The sequence below is a fragment of the Pseudaeromonas sharmana genome (assembly GCF_042649925.1).
Taxonomy (GTDB): Bacteria; Pseudomonadota; Gammaproteobacteria; order Enterobacterales; family Aeromonadaceae; genus Pseudaeromonas; species Pseudaeromonas sharmana.
Window position 1 is genome coordinate 235,421 of the sequence record NZ_JBHSAF010000002.1, and the last position, 16,915, is coordinate 252,335.

Sequence of the window (16,915 nt, forward strand, 5' to 3'; positions counted from 1 at the left end):
ATGGCAACCCTGGCACTCGCGGCGGTATGTGAGGTGGCGACCTGCGGCCCCGCGGCCCGCGATGTCCGTCGCCGCTGAGGGACGGGTTACGACCGCTGGCACTGGCTATCGACCGCTGACCTTGCCGGCGCTTGGCTCTGGCCGGCGGCGGCCTAGAGTGGTCAGCTGACGGCCCGGGTCGGGCCACTGGACATGGAGATTCCGTATGCAACACGCCATCACGTTTGTCATCGCGGCCCTGTGCATCCTTGCCATCGCGTATCGCCTGTACGGCGTATTCTTTGTGCGCAAGGTGCTGATGGCCGACGATGCCCAGGTTACCCCTTCACACCAGCTGGAGGACGGCAAGAACTATGTGCCGACCAACCGCTGGGTCAACTTTGGTCAGCACTTTGCGGCGATTGCGGCGGCGGGGCCGCTGGTCGGCCCGGTGCTGGCGGCGCAGTTCGGCTATCTGCCGAGCTTCTTGTGGCTGCTGATCGGCTGTGTGGTCGGCGGTGCGGTGCACGATACCGTGGTGCTGTTCGCGTCGATGCAGCATCAGGGCAAGTCGCTCTCCGAGGTGGCCAAGGCCGAACTCGGGCCGATGGCCGGCTGGTGCACCGGGCTCGCCATGCTGTTCATCATCACCATCACCATGGCGGGTTTGTCGATGGTGGTGGTGCACGCGCTGGAGCGCAACGCCTGGGGCGTGTTTGCGGTGTTTATGACGATCCCGATCTCCATGGTGGTCGGGCTGTGGCACAAACTGACCGGCAACCTGAGCGCGGCCTCGTGGGTCGGTTTCATTGCGGTGCTGGCGTGCGTGTTTATCGGCCCGTATGTGCAGCAGAGTGCGTTCGGTGAGTGGCTGACGCTGCGTGCCGACACCATCAGCCTGGCGCTGCCGATCTATGCGTTCTTCGCAACCGCGCTGCCGGTGTGGCTGCTGCTGACGCCGCGCGGCTATATCTCCAGCTTCATGAAGATCGGCGTGTTCGGCGCCCTGGTCATCGGCGTCATCTGCATCAATCCGCAGATCCAGTTCCCGGCGCTGACGCAGTTCATCCACGGTGGCGGCCCGGTGCTGGGTGGTCCGGTGTGGCCGTTTATCTCCATCACCATCGCCTGTGGCGCCATCTCCGGTTTCCATGCGTTCATCGGCTCCGGCACCACGCCGAAGCTGGTCGACAAGTGGAGTGACATCCTGCCGGTGGCGTTCGGTGCCATGCTGGCCGAGTGCGTGGTCGGGGTGATGGCGTTGATTGCCGCCACCGCGCTGCATCCGGCGGACTACTTCGCGATCAATGCCACGCCGGAGGCGTTCGCCAAGCTCGGCATGACGGTGGTGGATCTGCCCATGCTCTCCCAGGAGATCGGCATGGATCTGCATGGCCGCACCGGTGGCGCCGTGACGCTGGCGGTGGGCATGTCCTACATCTTCACCAAGGTGCCCTGGTTCAGCCACCTGGCTTCCTACTTCTTCCAGTTCGTCGTGATGTTCGAGGCGGTGTTCATCCTGACGGCGGTGGACTCCGGCACCCGGGTGTCGCGCTACCTGATCCAGGACTTCTTCGGTGAGTTCTATGCGCCGCTCAAGCGCATCGACTGGATGCCGGGCGCCATCGGTGCCAGCGTGCTGGCCTGCGTGATGTGGGGCTACCTGCTGATGTCCGGCGATATCGGCTCGGTGTGGGCGCTGTTCGGGGTGTCGAACCAGCTGATGGCCTCGGTGGGCCTCATCATCGGCGCCACCATCATCTTGCGCATGGCGCAGAAGCGCCGCTACGTGCTGACCTGCCTGATCCCGCTGGCCTACCTGTTCGTCACCGTCAACTACGCCGGTTACTGGATGATGAGCCATGTCTACTTCAACAGCGCGGCCAAGGGTTACAACCCGCTGAACGGCATCATCTCGCTGGTGATGCTGGTGCTGGGAGTGCTGATCCTGCTGTCGGCGCTGCGCAAGTGGCGTGAGCTGTGGCTGGCGCGCGCCGAGCGTCCACTCGGCCGGGCGGCTACCCGCAGTCAGGTGGCCACGCCGCTGGCGGTGAAATCTGCCGCCCAGTAGGTCGCTGAAGGTGCGTCCGAACGGCCGCATGGAGTGATGTCCCTTGAGCTTGCCCCGCCTGTGCGGGGCTTTTTTGTTGCTACTCGCAACGAGTCGTGGAGAGCGAGACCCCTCCTTGGGGGAGAGGCATGCTCGATTTTTGTGCGTTACTGCGTTGCGACGGCAAGGTGAAAGGAGGATCCTTGGCAAACTATACTCAGAGCGAGCCAATTACAGTCAGGAGCTATGATGCACAGGGGGATCGGCTGGGCGGTAGGGCTATGTGCATTCTGTGTCATGCCGCTGTGGGCAGCACCCACTATCTACACCTACCGTGGCGCCGAGAGTGCCAGCGATAGCCGCAATCAGTATACGGCAGCACTGCTGCGACTGGCGCTGGAGAAGACCCGGGATCTCGGGGGCGAGGCCGAGCTACAGGCCAGTCCGCCGATGAACACCACCCGCGCCGCGCAGGAGCTGGAAAAAGGCACCTATCCCAATTTTATTCTCAAGCTGAGCTACAGTCCCGTGCATGAAGAACACGGCCTGATCCGTGGTGCCTATGATATCGACCTGGGCGTCATCGGGTACCGCGTTTGCTTTACCCGCCAGGGGCGGCTACCGCAACTGGCGGGTGTGGCGACGCCGCAACAGCTCTCGCCCTATCTGTTCGGCGTTGGTACCGGCTGGCAGGATAGCCAAATCCTTCAGCACAACGGTTTTAAGGTGCTAGAGGTCGGAAGCTACAAGAGCTTGTTTCCGATGCTGGCCCGAGGGCGCTTCGATCTGTTCTGCCGTGGTATCAACGAGGTGGCCGATGAGCGGGCTGAGGCCGAGCGCCACCCGGCGCTGGTACTGGAGCCGACACTGATGCTCTATTACGATCTGCCGCGCTTCTTCTATGCCAACGCTCGCGACAAGGCGGCGCTGGCGCGGGTGGACATTGGGGTACGCCGTGCCGCTGCCGATGGTTCGTTGCAGGCATTGTGGCAGCAGTTCTACCTGCCCAGTATCCAGCTGGTTCAGCCGCAACAGCGTCATGTGCTTCGGCTGGATAATCCGGATGTGGCCGGATTGGGGTGGGATCCGCAGCAGTGGGTGTATGAACCGCTGAGCAACAGTTTCCAGCTTCGCCGCTGAGGGGGGCCTGCGTTTTTCGTCTCGTCCCTGCGGCATGCTAGAATCCCCAACCTTGCGCCTGCGTGGCGCCTTGCCGATGTGAGAAGAGCCATGTCCTTGAACGATGCCGTGACCGTGACGATAACTGACCTGACCGACAAGGGAGACGGCATCGGCCAGCTCGACGGACGTACCCTGTATGTCAGTGGTGCGCTGCCCGGGGAGCAGGTTCAGGTGCGTTTGCACGGCGTCAAACCGAAATATGCTCAAGGCGAACTGTTGGCGGTGCTGCAACCCAGCCCGGACCGCGTCGCCAATTTCTGCTCCCATGATGAGTGCGGTGGCTGCCAGATCGGTATCCTCGACTATGCGGCCCAGCTGCGTCTCAAACGCCAGCGTGTGCAGCAGGCGCTCGCCGCCAAGGGGCTGAGTGCCGAGGTCGCGGCCTGCCTGGGGATGGAGGAACCGTACGCCTATCGCAACAAGGCGTTGTATGCGGTGCAGGCGACGGCCAACGGCGCCGAGCTGGGCTTCTTTCGCAAGCAGAGCCATGCCCTGGTGCGCTGCGATGACTGCGGCATCCAGCCGGCGTTGACCGCCGAGCTGGTGGCGACGGTGCGCGACTGGCTGCAGACCCATGACATCGCCGGCTACGACGAGGCGGCGCACAGCGGTACGCTGCGTTATCTGATGCTGCGCGATGGCCGCCTCAGCGGCCAGTGGCAACTGGTTCTGGTGACGCTCGGCGAGACATTGCCCGAGGTGGCCGATCTGCTGGCGCGGCTGGCGCGCTTCCCGCAACTGCACAGCGTGGTGCAGAACATCAATCCGCAGCGCGGCAATCGCATCCTGGGCTTTAGCAACCGGGTGTTGCTGGGCGAGGAGGGGATCCACGATACGTTGTGCGGGCTCGACTTCTATCTGACACCGCTGGCGTTTTACCAGATCAACCCGCCCCAGACCTCGGTGCTGTATCAGCAGGCGCTGGCGGCCTGTGGCCTGGGCGGAGACGAGACGGTGTTCGACATCTACTGCGGCATAGGTACCATCTCGTTGTGTCTGGCGCGCCAGGCTCGGCGCGTGGTGGGGATTGAACTGGTGCCGGAGGCCATCGATGCCGCCCGTGCCAACGCCGAGCGCAATGGCCTGGACAATACCGAGTTTCATGCCGGCGCGGCCGAGGCGGTGGTGCCGGCGCTGTACGCCGCCGGCTATCGCGCCGATGTGGTGGTGGTGGATCCGCCGCGCAAGGGGTGCGAGCGCATAGTGCTGGAGACCATGCTGCAGATGGCACCACGCACCCTGGTCTATGTCTCGTGCGATCCGGATTCGCTGGCGCGGGATCTGGCCTACCTGACGGCCCATGGTTATGGCTTGCAGTCGGTACAGCCGGTGGACATGTTCCCGCACACGCTGCACGTCGAGAGCGTAGCATGCCTGCATCGATGGGAATAACAGCTTCGATTTGTAAACGATATCACTACTGAGTGTTGGAGTCAGGCGCCGTCATGGCGCTTTATTTTTGCAGTTGACTTGGTTTGTTTCGGCGATTTGCGTATGCTGGCAGGTAGATAAGTGTAATCGATTACACAAGCAACTGTAGCGCTCTGCTCGCCTGACTCAAGGAGTGACCCTATGCAATCCGTGCTGATTAACCGTCTTGGCTGGTTCGCCTCGCTGATGGCGATGGTGATGTATGCCTCTTACCTCGATCAGATCCGTCTTAATATCAGCGGGGCTTCTGGCTCGCTGCTGCTACCGATCGCCGCCACCATCAATTGTCTAGCCTGGGTCGGTTACTCCTGGCTCAAGCCACAGAAGGATTGGCCCATGCTCTGTTGCAATGCCCTCGGCGTGGTGGTTTGTGGTGCCACTGTCATTACGGCACTGCTGTGACGGTATCGTCATTGGGTAATACGCCAGGCGGTGGCCAGTGCATCCGTGAGCCGGGTGGCTGGCAACCGAGGCCAAGCGTGAGGAATATCGCCGTCAGCAGAGGCTACTGACGGCGTGGCCGCGATCACTGTTCTTCGCGGTGATCGCGTCTGTGTTCTTCGTTGTCGAGCCAGCTGATGGCGCTGGTCACCGCGTAAATGACCCGTTCTTCCATCTCATGGCGCTTCTCGTCACTGGTGAAGTAGGCCATGTCGACGGTGTAGCGGATATAGTGGGCCGGTAACTGGTTCAGCACTAGGCAGCAGAGGTCGGCAAGGTAATCGGCATCACGGGTGCGATCCAGCTCCAGCGCGCGAATGTAGTGCTGGACCAGATCTTCGTAATAGTTGTGAATGTCTTCGAGAGCCATGGGGCGGGTTTCCTGATCGGGAAAATGACTCAGATACATATAACAAAAAACCCGAGATGATGCTCATCTCGGGTTCACAATTCGTGGTGCGAGAGGAGGGACTTGAACCCTCACGCCCGGGGGGCACTAACACCTGAAGCTAGCGCGTCTACCAATTCCGCCACCCTCGCACATAGTGTTTGTCGGCTGTTTTTACATGCTGCCAACCGCATGGTCTGGGTCTGCTTCACCACAGTAAGTGGTGCGAGAGGAGGGACTTGAACCCTCACGCCCGGGGGGCACTAACACCTGAAGCTAGCGCGTCTACCAATTCCGCCACCCTCGCGCAGACATTTCTGACGGTTTTCAATGTTGTCAGCCCATCGACAAGTGCACTCGTAAGAGTTGGTGCGAGAGGAGGGACTTGAACCCTCACGCCCGGGGGGCACTAACACCTGAAGCTAGCGCGTCTACCAATTCCGCCACCCTCGCCTCACTTGTCCGCTGCTTTTTTCGTTGTCAGCACAACGTCTGATTTTTGGGTTGTCAGCCAACCTTGAATCCAGTTTGGTGCGAGAGGAGGGACTTGAACCCTCACGTCCGGGGGACACTAACACCTGAAGCTAGCGCGTCTACCAATTCCGCCACCCTCGCATCTGGAGCCCGCATTCTAGCGATTTCAGATATGGCGTCAACAACTGTTTTGCATTCCATGATGCGATGGCGCGCTTTTTGTACGGCTGCGGTTAGCGTCGATTGCTGACACCCAACGCCTCTTGATACATCAGCTCGTATTCGCGCACCGAATCGCTCCACAGGTAACGGGTGCGCATCGCTTGTTCCTGCACACGGCGGTACTCACAAGGCTCTTGCAGGAAGAACAGCAGGGCGCGACGTAGTGTCGACAGCAGCGCCAGGGGTTCCGGCTCCTGGAAGCTGAACCCCGTTGCGCGCCGGGGTTGGGTATCGTAATCGACGACGGTATCACGCAAGCCACCTACGGCGCGGATGATCGGCAGCGTGCCATAGGCCAGACTGTACATCTGGTTCAGGCCGCAGGGTTCAAACAGCGATGGCATCAGGAAGAAGTCGCTGCCGGCTTCAACCAGATGCGCCAGGGCATTGTCGTGGGCATTCAGGTAGGCAAGCCGATCCGGATACGCTTTCATCAGTTCGGTCAGGCGATCCTGCAACGCCGGTTCACCGGTGCCGACGATGACCACCTGCAGCTGATGTACCAGGAATTTGTCGAGGATTGGCAGCAGCAGGTTCAGCCCTTTTTGCTCGGTCAGCCGGCAGACCATGCCGAACATCGGCAGATCGCTGATCGGCAGGCCGGCACGTTTTTGCAACGCATGTTTGCACAGCACCTTGTCGTCTAGGTGTTGGACGTCATAGTTGACTGGAATCAGGGGATCGGTTTTGGGGTCCCAGTCTGCATAGTCACAGCCATTGATGATGCCGCGCACATCGCTGGAGCGTTCCTGAAAATTCTTCGCCATGCCATGGCCGCCCAGATAGGTCATCAATTCAGAGGCATAACTGGGGCTGACGGCGTTGATTTTGTCGGCGTAAAGCACACCACACTTCAGGAAGTTGATGTAGGCATGCCCTTGCATGATGGCTTCATTGTACGTGTCGGTGATCTCCGGCAAGGCCCACAGCTGGTTACGCTCGAACACACCTTGAAACGCACCGTTGTGGATGGTTAGCACCGAGCGTGTGCTCTGGAAGAAGCTGTGATTGGCATAGCGGGTCTTCAGCAGCATAGGCACCAGGGCGGTATGCCAGTCATTGCAGTGCACTATGTCCGGACGGAAGCCGATCTTCTCTGCCACCTGCAGACAGGCGCCGGAGAAGAAGGCAAAACGCTCACCGTTATCTGGGTAGGCGTTATTGTTTTCGGCATACAGGCTGGCGCGATCGAAGTAATTAGGAAATTCGATCAGGACGACCGGGACGTCGTCCAGGGTCATCTCGCGCACTTGATACGGAATGTCGGTATGGCCAGGACGGGTCGGCAGGGTAAAGCCACCGATATGGCCGGCTTTTTCCCGGTTCGGGATGGCCGCGTAGTAGGGCATCACGATGCGCACATCGTGACCGCGACGCTTGAGGGCCAGGGGTAACGACTTGGCTACGTCGGCCAGACCACCGGTCTTGGCAAAGCTCTCAACTTCGGAGGCGATAAACAGAATATTCATCTATCAAAAACCAATCCTGGCGCCTTTGGGCACGACAACAATTCCCTGCTCGGATACGGTAAACCGTTCACGATCAAGGGCCAGATTCTCCCCGATAACGACACCGGGGGCAATTTCAACATGTTTATCAATAATGGTGCGAAACAAGCGGCACCCCTCTCCAATTTTAACGTCACCCAGCAGGACGGAGTCCTGGATATGGGAACCGCAGGCGATATTGCAGCGGAACCCTAACACGCTGCGCTCTATCGTGCTGCCCTGAATGTAACAACCGGCAGAGATCAACGAGTGAGAGATATTGGCCCTGTGCTCCGGCGTGTCGATAAAGGTCGCCGGCGGAACGGGCGGGTAATAGGTATGCAGTGGCCACTTGCGGTTGTAGAGCGAAAATGGCGGATTGTCACTAACCAGATCCATATGGGCTTGCCAGTAGGTATCGATATTGCCGACATCGCGCCAATAGACCCCGGTTTTTTCGCCTTCTACTTTGTTGGTGCCGTAGTCATAGACATAGACAGGGGCGCGCGGGTAGAGATCCGGGATGATATCGCGGCCAAAGTCATGGCTTGAGGCTTCGTTTTCGGCATCGGCGGTCAGTTCGGAAAACAGCGTGTGGGTATCGAAGACATAGTTACCCATCGATGCCAGGGCGTGATCTGGATCGCCGGGAATCGGTTTGGGGTGTACCGGCTTCTCCTCGAAACCGATCATCCGGCCGCTGGCATCAACTTCAATGATGCCAAACTTGCGGCCTTCGGCAATCGGTACCCGAATGGCCGCCACGGTCAGCACTGCGTGCTTTTCTTTGTGGAAATCGAGCATCTGGCGGATATCCATCTTGTAGATGTGGTCGCTGCCAAAGATGCAGACATGATCTGGTGCCGTCAGCTCTATAAAGCCGAGATTTTGGTAGATGGCATCGGCGGTGCCGTCATACCAGCGTTTCCCCATCCGCATCTGTGCCGGAATCGGATCGATAAAGCGGCCGCTGATCCCACTCACATTCCAGCCTTTTTTCATGTGCAGATAGAGTGATTGTGACTTGAACTGAGTCAGGACGTAGATGCGCAGGAAGTCCGAGTTGACGAAGTTGTTGAGAACAAAATCAATCAACCGATAGCTGCCGCCGAAAGGCACGGACGGTTTGCTGCGCGTCACCGTCAGCGGCTGGAGTCGGGTACCTTCGCCCCCGGCCAGAATCATTGCCAATACACCTGCCATATCACGCTGTCCTTAAAAAAAGAAAACGGTTTCATTGCGATTATAAAAAAATTACCCCGCGCAGGTGGAGGTAATTTGTACATTTTCGCAATCTAGCAGATCCGATGAGATCTTGTTAAGCCTCAGCCGTGGTTACTGTGCGAGATATAGCCGGAATTTACGATTTTCGGCGATGATCTGCTGTTGTTTGAATGCGCGATCCAGATAAGGCGGGTAGCGCAGGAAGGCATTGGCAACCAACAGCATCTTCCCGCCACGTGCCAGGAGGCTCGGGGCGGCCGTGATCATCTGTTCTGTGGGGGCGTACAGGGTGTTGAGTCCGGCATGAAACGGTGGGTTGGTGATTAGATAATCTAGACCGGCGGCCACGTCGGACAACATGTCGGAGGCCAGCACATCGCCCTGCAAGCCGTTGCAAGCCAGCGTTCTACGACTGGATTCCAGAGCCAACGCATTGATGTCGCAAAGTTGTAGACGGATGGCGGGATAACGGCGAGCGAGCACGGCGCCGATGACGCCGGCACCACAGCCCAGATCCAGCACTCGGCCATGCAGCGCAGGCACGTGCTCGAGCAGCAGCGCCGACCCCTCATCCAGCCCGTCAGCGCTGAATACCCCCGGCAGGGCGCATACGGTGAGCGGTTGCCCGTCGATCTGTAGTTGGTAGTGCTGCACCCAAGCATCGATGTTAAAGGGGGCTACGGCATGACTCAACTGGCCATGCACCAGACTGCAGCGCCGTGCGCTGTCGAGTTTATTGAACTGTTGGCAGTAAGGCGCAAGCAGTTTGTCGGCGCCGTTGATGCCGCCCCTGTTCTCTCCGGCGAGAAAAAGTTCTGCTTCGGGGGTAAGCCAGGGCGCCAGGCAGGCAAGCAGGTACTGGCTTTCCCGCTTGGCCTTCGGCAGTAGTAACAGCAAGGCATCATAGTCTGCCGACAGTCCTTGCGGCTGATGCCCAAATTGCAGGGTGACTCCAGCTCCCGGAGCCGCCGCCTGCAGTGCCAGATACCTGTGGTAGTCGTTACAGAACAGGGTGATGCTCCGAGCTTCATGACGCAGTGACAGGACGAAGTTGTCCTCAAGATAGCCGGCAATCAGCAGGCGTTTCCCGGCAAACAGGGACAGATTGCGCTCCAGCAACTGGGCTACCGGACTCTCGGCGTAAGGCATGCGTTCACTCCTCATTGATCTGGGCGGCGATTATACATCAAGCCGAGCCGTGCTTGACATTTCGCCGTCGATGCAGAACTATGCTGTTTCATTGCACACTTATACGGCTATAGATGACACTTTGCGCCTTGAAACGAAAATTCAAAAAACCTCTCAAAGCAGGGGCTATTTTCGTTTACGCGTAATCCGTTGTTGGCCTGTGCCAAATTGCTAAACCCCGGTTACGCAGCCCGTAACCGGGGTTTTTTTTCAGGATATCAAGCATCAGACAAGGAGTTGGTATGATTCAGGGTTCCATAGTGGCATTGATTACCCCGTTTCGGGATGGTCGCCTGGATGAGGCGGCATTGTGCCGCATGGTGGAATGGCATATTGAGCAGGGCACCCACGGCATAGTGCCTGTCGGAACAACGGGTGAAAGTCCGACGCTGTCTCATGACGAACATTGCCGGGTCATTGAGCTGGTGGTTCAACAAGCGGCAGGTCGGGTGCCCGTCATTGCCGGTGCTGGTTCCAATAACCCTATCGAGGCCATTGAATATACCCGTGTGGCTGAGCGGGCAGGCGCGGATGCTACCCTGCATGTCGCCGGCTATTACAACCGTCCGAACCAGGATGGTTTGTTCCATCACTTCAAGATGCTGCACGACGAAACCAATATTCCGATCATTCTGTACAATATCCCGCCACGTGCCATTGTGGATATTCAACCTGCGACCATGGCGCGCCTGGCCGAGTTGCCACGGATCATCGGTGTCAAGGATGCCACCGGTGATTTGTCCCGCCCGTGGAGCGAAAGGCAACTGATCAAGAAGCCGTTCACTTGGCTCTCAGGTGAAGATGCCACTGCAGTGGCTTATAACGTCTCCGGTGGTACGGGCTGTATCTCTGTCACGGCTAACGTGGCTCCTAAACTGGTCGCACAGGTTCAGGAACTGACGCTGGCGGGTAAGTGGGACGAGGCCAAGGCATTGCAGGATCGCCTGATCCCGCTGCATCAGGCCATGTTTGCCGAACCTAGCCCGGCAGGGGCCAAATATGCGGCTTCATTGCTGGGACTGTGCACCGAAACATGTCGAATTCCGGTCATGCCGCTCAGCGAGGCAACCAAGGCGCGGATCCGCAGTGTTATGGAGCAGTTGGAGCTGATCTGATATTGTCATTGGCGCTAAGCAATTGACACGAGGGGGAGTGCATCACTCCCCCTTGTTATTGGTAGAGGTCTCCATGATTTTGGAACGGTTCAAGGCACTGATTTTTGATATGGACGGCACGCTGGTGGATTCCATGCCCTTGCATCTGGCCGCGTGGATGGCGACGGCGCAGGAGTATGGCTTTCAGTGTGATGCTCAGTGGTTGTATGCTCATGGTGGCGTACCCAGCCGCAAGATTGCCGCCAAGTTGGCCTCGCAACAGAATTTGACTCTGGATCCGCAGCAAGTTGCGGCGACGAAAACGGCGCATTATGTTGCGCGTATCGCATCGGCGACACCATTTCCAGAGATGATGAGCTTAGTTGAACGGGCGCATGGCCACTGGCCGATGGCTATCGGAACCGGCTCGTTACACGCCAATGCCGAACGTATCCTGGAACAGAGTGGTCTCGGGCGTTTCATTCATACCGTGGTTGCTGCCGACGATGTCTTGGAGCACAAGCCCGCTCCTGATACCTTCTTGCAAGCGGCTCGCCTGCTGCAGGTCAAGGCAGAGGACTGTCTGGTGTTTGAGGATACCGAAATCGGCTGTCAAGCCGCGCTGGCTGCCGGCATGGCCTGTGTAATGGTGGTTGATGGCGTTCCAGATTGGAGCGGGGTCCGCTATCCCTAAACAGGGGCTCCTTTTTATTTATGCTAGCTCGATAAGGTCGAACTCGCTGACACGCCATGCACCCATCCTGGGCGCTTTGCCGCGACATCCCCGACGCGGCAGCTTTGTGCTATCCCGCGCCTAATAGTGAGCGCTCTGTTGTTTCGAAACAGCAACCTGGTCTTGCATGGCCGTCACGTGCTCTTTGCAGGTCAGTTGCTGCAACCATGAATGAAAAAGGGGCTAATGCCCCTTTTTCAGCTATTTAACGCGTCATTCCTGTTCATCAGCCGAGGGCTGGGCGCTGCGGCGCTCCTCATAACCACCGGACCGCTCCATGCCCGGGCGGGGCGGGCGTCGCGGACGCTGAAAGCTGCCACCTGGTCGTGAACCAAGCATGGCGATGGTGGAAATTTTGGCTTTATAAATCATTTGCTGATTGCCATGGGCATCGGTCAGCAAGACGCTGTATTGGTCGAAACCACTGATGCTGCCTTCGAGCTTGATACCGCTGACTAGAAAGATGGCGACCTGACTACGGTTCTTTCTCAACCAGTTGAGGGCAGAGTCCTGGCCATTCCCAAGGGAAAAGGCCTGTTCGAGGGTTGAGAAATTCTGTTGTTCGGTTGTCATTCTTATGCGTCCCGCTGGGTAGGTAATTCTTTCGATTTTGCGCGATTAATATTCGGCTTGTCAAAGCGATAGCGTGTTTTTAATGGGACCTTACGCGCAATCTTAACGGATGTGACTCATTTGGGTTTTTTGACTCTCGTTACGTGGCGTGATGCGCTTCTTTTGGATCTATTTGGGTGGCGTTCCAATTGGCCTGTCAAAAGTAACAGGGTGTGGAGAGATGGTCGCCAATAATATTCGCCCATAGCTAGGAACGATCATTGTGATAACAAAGGGTTAAGTATGGAGCCGTAGCGAGGCGCCTGATCGAACTCATGAGACTCCCATCACAAATGGTGGTCGCACCCTCTTGGGGTGGCGGATTTCTTCCTAAGATTTCGAAGGAATGTCTCGTTGTTTCGTTGCCAAGAGACATGGATGGGAGGGGTGTCATGCGTTGGTTATCGGTCTCTTTCGTATTCGGAATGCTCGCCTTGGTTGTGGGTTGGTGGTATTGGCCGATGGCATCGGTATTTGTTCTGCTGGCAATGTTGTCGCTGGTCCCCGTTGCAGGAGAGCTAAGGCGCTTAAGTGATTCACCCGTCGTCGCCGAGACTATCGATGCTCCTCAGACTCCAGCACCAGATGAGTTGATGACGCAACTGCCGGCCGTATTGGATGCCTGGCAGCGACAGTTAAATGTCGTTTCTGAGCTAGTTCAGCAGAACATTGAACAGCTTGTGCATGCATTCACTCAACTGATGGGGCGTTTACAAGAAGAGAACCAGACTAACTCCGGGTTGTTTGGACAAGCAGGGCTGCGGGATGAGAAGAGTTCCATCACGGCGGTCTTGCACGATACCAATCAGGCTCTGGCAGGTGTCATTGCCGCATTCAATGGCGCAAAAAGTTACAAGCTAGAACTGCAACAGACCATAGCCGAACTCAGCAGCTATATGCAGGAGCTCAAAAGTATGGCGACAGCCGTGCAAAAAATTGCCAGCCAGACCAACCTGCTGGCGCTCAATGCTGCGATTGAAGCGGCTAGGGCCGGAGAAGCAGGGCGCGGTTTTGCGGTGGTTGCCGATGAGGTTAGAACTCTGTCATCTCAGTCTGGTGAGACCGGACGCGATATCGCTCGTAAGGTTGAACTGATCACTCAGGCCATCAGCGCCACCATTGATGCAGCAGATAGCCTCGTGAAGACCGATGATCAAAATTTAACCATGCTGGATCAAACGGTCGATCAGGTCGTGCGTCATCTTGGTGAAGAGATAGTCTTGCTGCAACAAGCCGGAGAGCGTCTGCACGGGCTCTCTCAGGAAAGCGAACACAGCATCAGCCAAATTATGGTGAAACTGCAATTTCAGGATCGCGTTTGTCAGATTCTGGCGCACCTGCAAACGGATTTGGCGGAAATTCATCACATCATGCTGCAAGACCTGGACGGTGACTTTGATCTGAGTGTCTGGGAGCGGCAGTTCAGACAGCGATTCACCACGGATGAAGAGCATCTTGGACGGGTAGCCAACCTGACTAACAAAAATGAAGTGACGTTTTTTTAACGTCGCTGGCTGGATGAGGGCAGTCCTATGAGCAAGACCATATTGATAGTCGATGACTCACTTTCAATACGCCAACTGGTCAAGGCCGCGCTGACATCACAAGGATATGGCGTGATTGATGCCTGTGATGGCGTGGATGCGTTGAACAAACTTACCGGTCAGAGAGTCAACCTGATCATCAGTGATGTGAACATGCCAAATATGGATGGCATTACTTTTTTGAAGACACTTAAAACCAAACCTGAGCATAAGTTCACGCCTGTGGTCATGCTGACGACGGAAAGTCAGGACAGCAAGAAGAAGGAAGGCCAGGCTGCAGGTGCCCGAGCCTGGATCGTTAAGCCATTTCAGCCTCCTCAGTTATTGGCTGCAGTTGAAAAGCTGCTCATGTAGGCGGAGGTCGCGATGTTGCAGATCGGAATGGACGGCGAAGCCATACTGGCCAGCTTCTCTGGCGCACTGACAATCTATGAAGTGGCGGAGTATCAACAACAGTTGCAGCAATATCCGCTGGAGCAGGAGCAATTGGTGATTGACCTGTCAGCGGTAGATGACATCGACACCGCAGGCCTGCAGTTGTTGATGGTCTTGCGCAAAAGCTTGGGTTCACGACTCACAATGCGTAACCACTCGCCATCGGTGATCGAACTTTTGGATGTATACCACCTGGTTCCCTTTTTCGGCGACCACATCATTTTGTCCGAGCATTGAGCGAGGTGCTGCATGTTCAGTCAGGAACAATGGGGACAACTGCTTGCCAATTTTATCGAGGAAGGCCGGGAATTAACCCGCCAAGCTGAGTCTGCGCTGCTGGCGATGGATGAAGGCGACACGGATCCGGATTTAATTAATGGCTTGTTTCGTGCCGTGCATACGCTCAAGGGCTCGGCAGGCCTATTTTCGCTGGAGGAGTTTGTCGCCTTTGCTCATCACCAGGAAAATTTGATCATGCGGGTCAGGGATGCTGAACAGCGCCTAACCAGAGAACAGATATCCGTGCTGCTGCAAGGGCTAGACGTGTTGTCCGGTGAGCTTGAGCGGCTTGCCGCAGGAGAAGAACCTTCTCCTTTGACCCGTATTTTTGCCGAACAGTTTCAACAAATTCAGGCCTTAGCGCCTGATTCATTGGATAACCATCCAGCCATGGTCGACGAGTCTTTGGTCAATATCGCCAGAGAAGAGCACGTCCGGGCTGCGGAGAGTTGGCATATCTCGCTACGATGCGATCCGACACTGTTTGAATTCGGATTTGATCCCGCATCTTTCATTCGCTATCTCGGCAAGTTAGGACAGGTTGTACATCTGCAGGTGATTCATCAGCATTTGCCTGCCTGGAGTGACTATCAGGCAGAGCTATGTTATCTCGGCCTTGAGCTGGATTTGGTCTCAGAGGCTAGCAAAGAAGAGATTGAAGGCGTTTTCGATTTCATTCGTGAGTTATCCACATTGCGGATCTTACCGCCAGACAGTCGCTTGCAAGACTATCTGCAACTGATGATGTCATTGCCTGATGAACAGCAGTTATTAGGTGAGATTCTGATTGCCAGTGGCTTGTTGACTGCTAATGAATTGGCAGAAGGATTGGCACATCAGATTAACGACCCAGAGGCTGGAAAACTGGGCGAGGTGCTGGTTCAGGATGGTGTTGTCCCAGCGGTAGCCGTGGAGCAGGCGCTCATTAAACAGCAGGCCAGTCGAGATAAGAAGCATACCGATAGCGCTTTTATCAAGGTCTCGGCCGGCAAACTGGACGAATTGATCAATTTGGTCGGTGAGCTTGTCATTGCAGCAGCCGGTGGCGAAATGTTGGCGCGAGGACGGGCCGATAGCGAGTTGCTGGCGTCAGTTTCTGCCATTAATCGCCATGTGGAACAGATTCGGGAGTCCGCATTGCGTCTGCGGATGGTCGAGATCGGTGAGACGTTCTTGCGTTTCCAACGGCTTGTGCGAGATGCGAGTCAGGAGCTTGGAAAACAAATAGTACTCAAAATTGAGGGGGCGGAGACGGAACTCGACAAGTCTGTCGTTGATCGCATAAGTGAACCCCTTACACATTTGGTCAGAAATGCCTTGGATCATGGCTTGGAGACCCCTCAAGAGCGTCTGACTCGCGGTAAAAGTGAGCACGGCACACTACGACTTAATGCGTTTCATGAGTCAGGGAGCATTGTCATTGAGGTGCAGGATGACGGTCGCGGATTGGATGCAGAGCGCATTCGACAGAAGGCGATTCAAAAAGGTTTGTTATCCGATGAGGCCATACTCGACGAATCAGCAACATATCAGCTTATTTTCGAACCGGGTTTTTCCACTGCTGAAACTGTGAGCAATTTGTCGGGTCGCGGCGTGGGAATGGATGTGGTGCGACGGAATGTTGAGGCCCTGCGTGGCACCATCGAACTGGATTCGCAGCCGGGGAAAGGTTGCTGCGTTCGCATCCGTTTGCCTCTGACTCTTGCCATTATCGATGGCTTCCTGGTCAATGTCGGCCATACCCCTCTGGTGATACCTCTGGATATGGTGACCGAGTGTCTTGACGCGGCCGGTATCAATAGCCAGCAAAAATACAGTTACCGTGAGCTTAGAGGGCACCCGTTACCGATCATCAACCTGCGTCATCATTTTGCCATTGATGGTCCAACGGCCAAACGAGAGAACATTGTGGTCGTCAGTCATGGCAAACAGCAATTGGGGCTGATTGTGGATCAACTGCTAGGTGAGCAGCAGATCGTCATCAAACCACTGGGACAGGTGTTTACTCGACTGCGTGATATCAGTGGTTCCAGCATCCTGGGATCCGGGCAGGTGGCGTTGATTCTGGACATCCCTGGCATGTTGCAGCATGTCCACGAGATGCTGGCCGCTGCGCAGACAGTCCAGAACACATAATCAAAGAGACGGGAGA

At 56.7% G+C, this 16,915-nt stretch carries 15 protein-coding genes and 4 tRNA genes; 10 read left to right on the forward strand and 9 right to left on the reverse strand.

Annotated features, from left to right (window positions below; all coding sequences use genetic code 11):
* The first annotated feature begins 205 nt into the window (after positions 1-205).
* From ACFOSS_RS04585 to ACFOSS_RS04600, 4 genes are all read left to right on the forward strand, one after another.
* Complete coding sequence (locus ACFOSS_RS04585; protein ID WP_377150899.1) at positions 206-2,050, forward strand: carbon starvation CstA family protein; 1,845 nt, start codon at positions 206-208, stop codon at positions 2,048-2,050.
* A gap of 228 nt (positions 2,051-2,278) precedes the next feature.
* Positions 2,279-3,169, forward strand: coding sequence for a hypothetical protein (locus tag ACFOSS_RS04590; protein WP_377150901.1), 891 nt, complete (start codon positions 2,279-2,281; stop codon positions 3,167-3,169).
* A 90-nt stretch (positions 3,170-3,259) separates the two neighbouring features.
* Positions 3,260-4,603 (forward strand): 23S rRNA (uracil(1939)-C(5))-methyltransferase RlmD, encoded by a 1,344-nt coding sequence (gene rlmD, locus ACFOSS_RS04595; protein ID WP_377150902.1) that lies wholly within the window; start codon positions 3,260-3,262, stop codon positions 4,601-4,603.
* Positions 4,604-4,783: 180 nt separating this feature from the next.
* On the forward strand, positions 4,784-5,044 hold the full coding sequence (locus ACFOSS_RS04600; protein WP_377150904.1) for a hypothetical protein: 261 nt from the start codon (positions 4,784-4,786) through the stop codon (positions 5,042-5,044).
* A 124-nt stretch (positions 5,045-5,168) separates the two neighbouring features.
* Here the strand turns inward: ACFOSS_RS04600 and ACFOSS_RS04605 are convergent, their stop codons facing one another.
* The 8 genes from ACFOSS_RS04605 to rsmC form a co-directional block, all read right to left on the reverse strand.
* A complete protein-coding gene (locus tag ACFOSS_RS04605; RefSeq protein ID WP_377150906.1) occupies positions 5,169-5,453 on the reverse strand; it encodes a late competence development ComFB family protein in 285 nt (94 codons plus the stop codon).
* Between the two features lie 84 nt (positions 5,454-5,537).
* Positions 5,538-5,623 (reverse strand) — tRNA-Leu (locus tag ACFOSS_RS04610).
* A 69-nt stretch (positions 5,624-5,692) separates the two neighbouring features.
* A tRNA-Leu gene (locus ACFOSS_RS04615) sits at positions 5,693-5,778 on the reverse strand.
* A 60-nt stretch (positions 5,779-5,838) separates the two neighbouring features.
* A tRNA-Leu gene (locus ACFOSS_RS04620) sits at positions 5,839-5,924 on the reverse strand.
* Between the two features lie 76 nt (positions 5,925-6,000).
* Positions 6,001-6,086: transfer RNA gene (locus tag ACFOSS_RS04625), tRNA-Leu, on the reverse strand.
* 92 nt (positions 6,087-6,178) lie between these two features.
* Positions 6,179-7,636: a glycogen synthase GlgA gene (glgA, locus tag ACFOSS_RS04630; RefSeq protein ID WP_377150908.1), complete on the reverse strand. Its 1,458-nt coding sequence runs from the start codon at positions 7,634-7,636 to the stop codon at positions 6,179-6,181.
* A 3-nt stretch (positions 7,637-7,639) separates the two neighbouring features.
* The gene (gene glgC / locus ACFOSS_RS04635) at positions 7,640-8,857 is read right to left on the reverse strand and encodes a glucose-1-phosphate adenylyltransferase (protein ID WP_377150910.1); all 1,218 of its coding nucleotides are present in this window, start codon (positions 8,855-8,857) and stop codon (positions 7,640-7,642) included.
* 132 nt (positions 8,858-8,989) lie between these two features.
* On the reverse strand, positions 8,990-10,027 hold the full coding sequence (rsmC, locus tag ACFOSS_RS04640; RefSeq protein ID WP_377150911.1) for a 16S rRNA (guanine(1207)-N(2))-methyltransferase RsmC: 1,038 nt from the start codon (positions 10,025-10,027) through the stop codon (positions 8,990-8,992).
* A gap of 281 nt (positions 10,028-10,308) precedes the next feature.
* On the opposite strand from rsmC, the gene dapA reads away from it, so the two are divergent.
* The gene (gene dapA, locus ACFOSS_RS04645) at positions 10,309-11,181 is read left to right on the forward strand and encodes a 4-hydroxy-tetrahydrodipicolinate synthase (RefSeq protein ID WP_377150912.1); all 873 of its coding nucleotides are present in this window, start codon (positions 10,309-10,311) and stop codon (positions 11,179-11,181) included.
* Between the two features lie 73 nt (positions 11,182-11,254).
* The gene (locus ACFOSS_RS04650) at positions 11,255-11,854 is read left to right on the forward strand and encodes an HAD family hydrolase (RefSeq protein ID WP_377150994.1); all 600 of its coding nucleotides are present in this window, start codon (positions 11,255-11,257) and stop codon (positions 11,852-11,854) included.
* 252 nt (positions 11,855-12,106) lie between these two features.
* On the opposite strand, the gene hfq is transcribed toward ACFOSS_RS04650, so the two are convergent.
* A complete protein-coding gene (hfq, locus tag ACFOSS_RS04655; RefSeq protein WP_377150914.1) occupies positions 12,107-12,466 on the reverse strand; it encodes an RNA chaperone Hfq in 360 nt (119 codons plus the stop codon).
* A 314-nt stretch (positions 12,467-12,780) separates the two neighbouring features.
* On the opposite strand from hfq, the gene ACFOSS_RS04660 reads away from it, so the two are divergent.
* From ACFOSS_RS04660 to ACFOSS_RS04675, 4 genes are read left to right on the forward strand one after another with little or no spacing between them, the layout of a single operon-like run.
* Positions 12,781-14,010, forward strand: coding sequence for a methyl-accepting chemotaxis protein (locus tag ACFOSS_RS04660; protein ID WP_377150915.1), 1,230 nt, complete (start codon positions 12,781-12,783; stop codon positions 14,008-14,010).
* A 27-nt stretch (positions 14,011-14,037) separates the two neighbouring features.
* Positions 14,038-14,403, forward strand: a complete 366-nt coding sequence (locus ACFOSS_RS04665) for a response regulator (RefSeq protein ID WP_377150916.1) — start codon at positions 14,038-14,040, stop codon at positions 14,401-14,403.
* Positions 14,404-14,415: 12 nt separating this feature from the next.
* On the forward strand, positions 14,416-14,721 hold the full coding sequence (locus ACFOSS_RS04670; RefSeq protein WP_377150918.1) for an STAS domain-containing protein: 306 nt from the start codon (positions 14,416-14,418) through the stop codon (positions 14,719-14,721).
* Positions 14,722-14,733: 12 nt separating this feature from the next.
* A complete protein-coding gene (locus ACFOSS_RS04675) occupies positions 14,734-16,899 on the forward strand; it encodes a chemotaxis protein CheA (RefSeq protein ID WP_377150920.1) in 2,166 nt (721 codons plus the stop codon).
* Positions 16,900-16,915: the final 16 nt, after the last annotated feature.